The sequence below is a fragment of the Chitinophaga sp. genome, assembly GCF_035564935.1.
GTDB lineage: Bacteria > Bacteroidota > Bacteroidia > Chitinophagales > Chitinophagaceae > Chitinophaga.
Map to the genome: position 1 here is coordinate 1 of NZ_DATMTE010001062.1, position 1908 is coordinate 1908.

The following is a 1908-nucleotide window of genomic DNA, read 5'->3' on the forward strand; positions in this document are numbered from 1 at the left end:
GCTTTTTTCTTATTTAGTAACTCCTGTAATTCCGGATGCTGTTTTAAATATTCAGCACCGGTATCTTCAAAAACATAAGGAGAGTAACCTTCTTTTTGTCCGAGAATGGCATCAAAAAAGTTCCATGCAAAAAATGAATCGCCGCCGGTGGGCTCCAGCGTTTCTACCAGGTAGCGGTTAGCCTGCTGGTTCACCGGGATATAGTAATCGCCTTTCCTGAACCTGATGGAATCCTTGCTGCTGCTAACTTTGATGTTGGTATGCAGGTAATGTTTTTCAAATGGTTTTGTATAACTCTGGAAATCGGCAATGTGATATACTTCTACAAATATGGTGGTGTCATGTTGCAACGGCTGCATTTTTACCTGGTTATTTTTTAGCAGGTTGATCACCGCCCACCATCCCTGGGGGATGATATATGCTTCCGGTTTTTCCACGAAATTTTCTTCCGTAGCATAGTTGTAGAATTTCACCTGCCGGGTGTATGGTTTTGTACGATCATAATATAACCTGGGCAGCCCGGAAATGGCGCTGGGCTTATGCCCCGAAGCGAAGCCACGGAAGGTGATCAGGCTGTATTTATTCATATCAAACTGCCAGGCGAGTGGAAATTTTTTTTGAGTAGTGGCGGCTTGTTTCGCCTGTTCACGTAATTGTTTAATTGCCTCGCTGTGGGTGGCCGTGAATTGGATGAAGCATTCCATCAGGGCATAGGTAGCTTTTACGCGTAGCGGATAGGGTTTTAACATATGTGTTTCCGGTACAAATCCGAACGTGTGGAAAAGGGTGGTATAACCGCTGGAATAACGGGGTAGGTCGGCAAATTCCACCCAACCACTGTCGGGTGTTTCGCCAAAATGATTTACGTAGGGCACCAGGTCGTATCCTTTCTTTTTCATAAGGGCATACAAACCGGGTTCAAATGTTTGGTGCATAAATTCGCCCATTGGGCCACCGAGCTTATTATGCTGGGTGGTGAGCAGGGTCATGATATGCTGGTAATCGGCCCCATTGCTAACGTGGTTATCCACAAACACATCCGGATCTGTGAGGTGATAAATCTGCTGGAAGGCGAGGGCGTTCTTTGAATCGGCTTTTATAAAATCGCGGTTAAGGTCCAGGTTCTGGGCATTACCGCGGGAGCCAAAGGCATCGGGGCCGTTTTGATCTACCCGGTACCAGGGAGAGCGGTTCAGCATTCCCCCGATATTATATACCGGGATAACAGCGAGAATGATATTTTCGGGGAGATGGATTTTGCCCTGTGCCAGGTCGCGCAGGAGCATCATAGTCGCGTCTATGCCATCAGGTTCGCCGGGATGAATACCGTTATTAATGAGAATAACCCTTTTATTTTGTTTATGGAGGCTTTTAAAGTCGAAATTCCGCCCGGGGGAATAAGTAACCAGGTGCAGGGGAAAACCGGCATCTGTGGCACCAATAGCCTGCATATGTATTTGCGGAAAGCGTTTGACAAGCTGTTGATAATACCGGATCACCTCCGCGTAGCTAGCCGTTTCCCGGCCATTGGTTTTTTCGTATCGTGTTGTGAGGTCCTGCGTGTAGGAAAGCAGGGGAAACAGGGCGGCAAGAAGCAGGAGTATCTTTTTCATCATCTTGATATAATGGAAAAACAAAAAGCCCTTCCTTTTTGGAGGAAGAGCTGTAAATATTGTTACTGAAGCAATTAAGCCAGAGCTAATACTCTCTTAGCCAGCTTGCTTTTCAGATTTGCAGCTTTGTTTTTGTGAATAACGTTACGTTTAGCGAGCTTATCAAGCATAGAAGCTACCTCTGCCAGATCTTTCTCCGCTGTTGCTTTATCGGTAACTGCTTTCAAATCACGGATGGCGTTACGGGTAGTTTTACCATAGTAACGGTTACGCTCATTACGCTTTCTGCTTTGAC

General features: G+C 46.1%; 2 protein-coding genes. Both read right to left on the minus strand.

What is annotated here, in order from left to right:
- Nucleotides 1–1613, minus strand: a 1613-nt coding sequence (locus VN105_RS27575) for a M14 family metallopeptidase (protein WP_325646332.1), incomplete at its 3' end; no start/stop codon positions are given.
- Between the two features lie 74 nt (nucleotides 1614–1687).
- Nucleotides 1688–1908, minus strand: a 221-nt coding sequence (rpsT, locus tag VN105_RS27580) for a 30S ribosomal protein S20 (RefSeq protein ID WP_325646334.1), incomplete at its 5' end; no start/stop codon positions are given.